Origin of the sequence: Lishizhenia sp., assembly GCF_033720595.1 — a bacterium.
GTDB lineage: Bacteria > Bacteroidota > Bacteroidia > Flavobacteriales_D > Crocinitomicaceae > Lishizhenia.
Map to the genome: position 1 here is coordinate 1 of NZ_JAWWCF010000182.1, position 5,798 is coordinate 5,798.

Genomic DNA, 5,798 nt, shown 5'->3' on the forward strand with positions numbered 1-5,798 from the left:
CCTTGTAAATAAAGGGATTCAGATCTATTTTAACCGTGATCAATTTCGCGTCCTTCTCAAATGTTATGCGTTTTCTTAACACAATGGTAACACTGCAATGAATGTCCATCATTTCATTTGGAATAATTTTGCAGCAAAATAAATTGCGTAAGATGAAAAATACATTTTTACTAATTACTTTGTTCTTCGTTTCCTTTATGGGATACGCTGTGCAAAATGACACTACGATTGTAGATTCAGCAATGGTAGCCAACCCTAGTGTACAAGACAAAGACATTTTTAGTAATCTAACTTTTAGTTTTAAAAACTATAAAGATAAAAGAACTACCAATCCATTAGAGATCGGTAGCACAACTTTAAAAAGTGATAACATCTTAACTTCTGACCAATATATTGCGATTAAGTATAAGAAAGAAGGAGAAGATAAATGGGTGAGTAAATACTTCTCTACTTCTGATGATAAGATGGTCATCGAAAATTTAGAAGAAAATAAGTTTTACGATTACTACTTAGGAGCAGGTAACGATACCAACAACATTACTTATAACTCAGAGGAAGCTACTTTTAATACGCTTTCATTTTCTGTTTTTGAAAACTTCTCTGCTAAAGGGAAAGAAGAAGCAGGAAAGATATTCTGGGGATTAGAGTTAGATAAAATCGAAAAGATTAAAGAGCATTACCCAAATGCCTCTTACATCGTAAAATACAACACGAAGATTGGTAAAAAGCAGAATGCTGCGGATCCAGAGAAATCTCCATGGGTTGTTATTCCGGACATCTCTTTAAATACAGTTTCTTACTCTTTTAAAAACTTAGATGGTGGAGAAAGCTACGTATACAAAGTAGGAATTCAATTAGATGAGCACCACACAGTATGGTCTAACTCTGGTAAATTCAGTGCAGAAAGAACATGGGGTATCTTTAAATTATTGGTATTAATTGGTGCTTTAGGTATGTTCATCTTCGGTATGAAGATCATGTCTGAATCTTTACAACAAGCAGCAGGTTCTCGTTTAAGAAACATGTTAGGATCTATTACTTCTAACCGTTTCAAAGGAGTACTAACAGGATTTGGAATCACTTCTATTGTTCAATCATCTTCTGTTACAACAGTAATGACGGTAAGTTTCGTAAACGCAGGGTTAATGACATTGCGTCAATCTGCTGGAGTTATGATGGGAGCTAACATCGGTACTACTATTACAGGATGGTTAATCTTAATCTTTGGATTTAAAGTAAGTTTAAGTTCTTACGCATTAATCTTTATCGCCTTTGGTGCACCTTTATTATTCTTCTCTAAATCAAAAGCTAAAACTTGGGCTGGAGCTATCATTGGATTTGCTTTATTGTTCATGGGATTAGGAGAATTGAAACACTCAGTACCAGAATTAGGAGCAGACTCAGCATTGGTTCAGTTCTTTATCGACTTTAAAGATGTATGGTACGGTCCTGTAATGTTCGTATTCTTAGGAGCATTGGTTACAGTAGTTATCCAGTCTTCTTCTGCGGCAATGGCCTTAACATTAACAATGGTTGCTGGTGGTGTTATTCCATTCGAAGTTGCATCAGCAATGATCTTAGGTGAAAACATCGGTACTACTATTACAGCGGAATTAGCGTCGTTAATCGGTAACGTTCACGCAAAACGTTCAGCAAGAATTCACTCTTTATTTAACATTATTGGTGTAACATGGGCATTGGTATTATTCCCATTCATCTTAGATGGTATCATGTTCTTTATCGGAGCAGGAGATGTAAACAACCCAACACCAGAAGAGTCTACAGTAGGTTTAGCATTATTCCACACCGTATTTAACACGTTGAACGTTATCATCTTAATCTGGTTTGTTCCACAAATTGTAAGAATTGCAGAGAAAACAGTTAAATCTAAAGGAGGAGCGGACGAAGAATTCCACTTAGACTTCATTGGAACTGGAATTTTAAATACTCCTGAACTTTCAATCTTAGAAGCGAAAAAAGAATTAGCTAAATTCGGTAGAATCACTTCTAAAATGTCAAAATTCACACAACAATTGTTGGTGGAGAAAAACAAAAAAGAAAAGAGCAACTTATACGCTAAACTAGAAAAGTACGAAACGATTACAGATAGAGTTGAGATCGAAATCGCAAACTACTTGAACAAGGTTTCTGAAGGTGAAATGACTGAAGAAGCATCTAAGCGTGTAAGAGGAATGAACAGTATTGCTAATGACCTTGAGAGAATTGGTGATATCTTCTTCCAGATTTCTAAAACTTTGGAAAGAAAAGACGTAGAGAAAATTTGGTTCAGCCCAACTCAACGTACTAATCTTCAAGAGATGTTTAAGTTAATTGACGAAGCATTTGAAGTAATGACCAATAACTTGAACGCTCACAAAGACAGTGTTTCTATTATTGATGCAAACAATGCAGAGATCAAAATAAACAACAAGCGTAACGAATTACGTAACGAGTACTTGAAAAACATGGAAGATCCAGAATTCAATATTCAAAGTGGAATGATTTACAATGATATCTTCTACTCTTGTGAGAAAATTGGTGACCACATCATTAATGTAACAGAAGCAATTGTTGGAGAAATCTAAACAATAAGCAATTAATATTGAGCCCTGGTAAGTATACTTATCAGGGCTTTTTTGTGGGTTAAATTTTAATTTGATGTTCCAAAGTGGTCTAAAGAGAAGTGCCTATAAATAGGTCATATACATCGAACTCGGAACTCTTTCCTAAGACAATTAAAGGCATCAATTAAAGCGTCATGAAAGGATTTCTGTCATACACGTATAAATACATGAAAAGCTGCATCAATTCTATTGTAAACATTGGATAAGTAAGTAGTGGTAAATTACCTAAGCAGCTCCATTCATCATCCAACTATAATCGTTTACCATTAACTTTAGCCCTACGTTAATCGGTGAAATCTTGGGCATAAAAAAAGTGGCAACCCTAGGGCTACCACTCTCCAAATTTTATATCTAAGTAATTCCTACTTCTTAACTACTAAACGGTCTGTTTTAACTGCTTCTCCTCTGTGCGTCAAAGAGTAAAAGTAAACACCAGAGTTTAAGTTTGAAATATCAATTTTACCAGATGTAATTGTTGCCTCATCAAAAACAACATTCCCTAAAATATCAACAATTCTTAAACCGTAATCCTCTCCATTGTTATCGAATTTTACATTCAATACGTTTTGAGCCGGATTTGGGTAAACACTAATTTCTGGAATTGAAGCTTCTTCTGTTCCAACAGACTGGCTATCCCATCTTACGTCAACTGAATCCAATTTATTGTCGTTTTCATCAATTACATAGTATCTGTAAGTAGCATCTCCTCTATTATCATTCGCATAATAGTAAAGCGCCAACCAACCTGTTTCTTGACTTCCTAAGCTTTCCAAACTTGTACTCCAATCATCTGAAGAAGAAACGTCTTCTTTAGAATAACATGTACCTGTTAACGGATCTGGCCCCCAACAAATAGCATCTTCTGTACCCGCAACGAAATCCATACGAACACGTCTAATTGTAACATTTAAATCTGTAGAACCTTCATTTACGACGTCAAGTGTAAGGTGACCTTCCCAGTTATTTGGATCCTCCACAACCACCACGGTCTCAGTTCCTGCGATATTTACTGTGGTGTTTTCCACATAAATACCTATATCTTGAGAAAAGGAATATGCACTAAAAAGCGACAATCCTAAGAGTAATATTTTTTTCATATAGTTCTGCAATTATTTGTTTAAGTCTTAAAGATACGAAAAACACGGTAAAACAACTAAATCATTAATGTTAAAAGGATGTTAATCTAGGAGTCCTATTTGAAAGTTTTCCCTTTCCAATAAGCTACCTATTCTTTAGCAATCCAATTTGATTGAATTAACATTATTACAGTAAAAGCTCACCTACACGCCGTAACAAAATTTTGAAGAAACCCTTAAAAACAAAGGACTACAGGCGTTTTAAGTATTCACTTAAGGGAGAGTGACGCTTACATATAGACGAACTCTTTGCTTAAAAAAGTCCAACATATACTCTATTAGAAATATTATATTAAAACATTATTTCAGTTTTAAGAAATAGGAATGAGCTAAGTTTTTAACCATATTTGTTGGAATTAGATTCTAAAACTATAAAACATGAAAAGATCATTACTTACATTAGGACTTACGGCTTTTGCTTTAGGTGCTAGTGCACAAACTGTTTATTTCGAGGAAGATTTCGAAGCAAACGGTATTTCTAACTGGACTAACGTTGATGCTGACGGAGACGGAAACTTGTGGGAAGACGCCAACTTAAGTGGAGGTGGAAAAGCTGCACTTTCTCGTTCTTGGCAAAACAACGTTGCATTTGACCCAGACAACTGGTTAATTTCTTCAGCAATTGATTTAACGTCTGCTTCAGGTAACGTATTCTTTACAATGGATGCATTAAATGCTGACGGAAGTTACCTTGATAAAATTACAGTATACGCTGCAACAGGTTCTACTGCAGCTGATCTAGCTGCTGGTACAGTACTTTACACAGGTACACCATCAGCAAGTGCATGGGAGAAAATCTCTTTCGACATGTCATCTTTCATTGGTCAAACAGTATACTTAGGTATTAGACACCATGATTCATATGATAAATTCATTGTTCTTGTTGACAACCTTAAAATTGAACAAATCGCAAGTGATGATATCGTTTTAACAAGCGTTTCACTTCCTGATTTTGCAAGTGGAGCTTCTGCTCCTATTGAAGGAGTTGTTACAAACAACGGAGCAAACACAATTACATCTTTCGATTTAAGTTATGACGATGGTTCAGGACCTGTTACAGCTACTATTACAGCTAACATTCCTTACGGATCAACTTATAACTTCACTCACCCAACAAACTTCCCATTATCAGGAAACGGACCTTACACTTTAGATGTATGTGCAACAGTTGCTGGTGATGCTGACAACACAAATGATTGTGCTACAGGAGTAATTGGAGAAATCGTAAATACTTCTTTTGACAAGTACGTGATGGTCGAAGAAAAAACTGGTACATGGTGTCAGTTCTGTCCATCTGGAACTGCGGCAATGGATAACGTAGGAAACGTTGAAGATAAATTCATCGGTATCGCTATTCACAACCAAGATCCAATGGCAATCGCTTCTTACGATAGTCAATCATCTGCTTTGCCAGACTTCGGTGGTTACCCATACGCAGCTGCTGATAGAGCTGTAGGTGCGCACGCAGCAAACATGCAAGCTTCTTTCAACGCAAGAAAAAACTTAGTTGCTCCAGTTTCTGTTAACATTACTTCAGCTGATTTAGTTGGAAACACTTTAACAGTTACGGTTGAAACTACTTCAGGTGCAAACTTTGACGGAACTAACTTCAACTTAGGAGTTGTTTTAGTACAAGATAACGTTAGAGGTTCTGGAACAGGATGGACGCAAACAAACGCTTTCGCGGGAGGAAGTAACCCAGTTCCTCACACTACTCCAGAAGGAGATCAGTACAACTGGCAAAACTTACCACAGCAAGTTGACGTTAGTACAGTATTCGGTGGTTACGATCACGTTGCTGAAGCTATCGCAAACGATCAGTGGAATGGTATTGATGGATCTGTACCAGCAGGACAAATCAACAACGGAGATGTTTTCTCTCACACATTTACATTCAACTACAACCACGCTGAATGGTTCCCAGGAAACATGCACGCTGTTGCTTACTTTGTAAACACAACTACAAACGAAATTTACAATGCTTACGAAACTTCTATTACAGGAGCTACAAGTGTTGAAGATGCAGTTGTAAACAACA

The 5,798-nt window shown here is 36.4% G+C and carries 3 protein-coding genes; 2 read left to right on the forward strand and 1 reads right to left on the reverse strand.

Annotated elements, in window-relative coordinates; all coding sequences use genetic code 11:
• Positions 1 to 152: 152 nt before the first annotated feature.
• Complete coding sequence (locus R3333_RS11865; protein WP_318958992.1) at positions 153 to 2,585, forward strand: Na/Pi cotransporter family protein; 2,433 nt, start codon at positions 153 to 155, stop codon at positions 2,583 to 2,585.
• A 401-nt stretch (positions 2,586 to 2,986) separates the two neighbouring features.
• Here the strand turns inward: R3333_RS11865 and R3333_RS11870 are convergent, their stop codons facing one another.
• Positions 2,987 to 3,721 (reverse strand): T9SS type A sorting domain-containing protein, encoded by a 735-nt coding sequence (locus R3333_RS11870; RefSeq protein ID WP_318958993.1) that lies wholly within the window; start codon positions 3,719 to 3,721, stop codon positions 2,987 to 2,989.
• Between the two features lie 417 nt (positions 3,722 to 4,138).
• Here R3333_RS11870 and R3333_RS11875 point away from each other — a divergent pair.
• Positions 4,139 to 5,798, forward strand: a 1,660-nt coding sequence (locus tag R3333_RS11875; protein WP_318958994.1) for a choice-of-anchor J domain-containing protein, incomplete at its 3' end; no start/stop codon positions are given.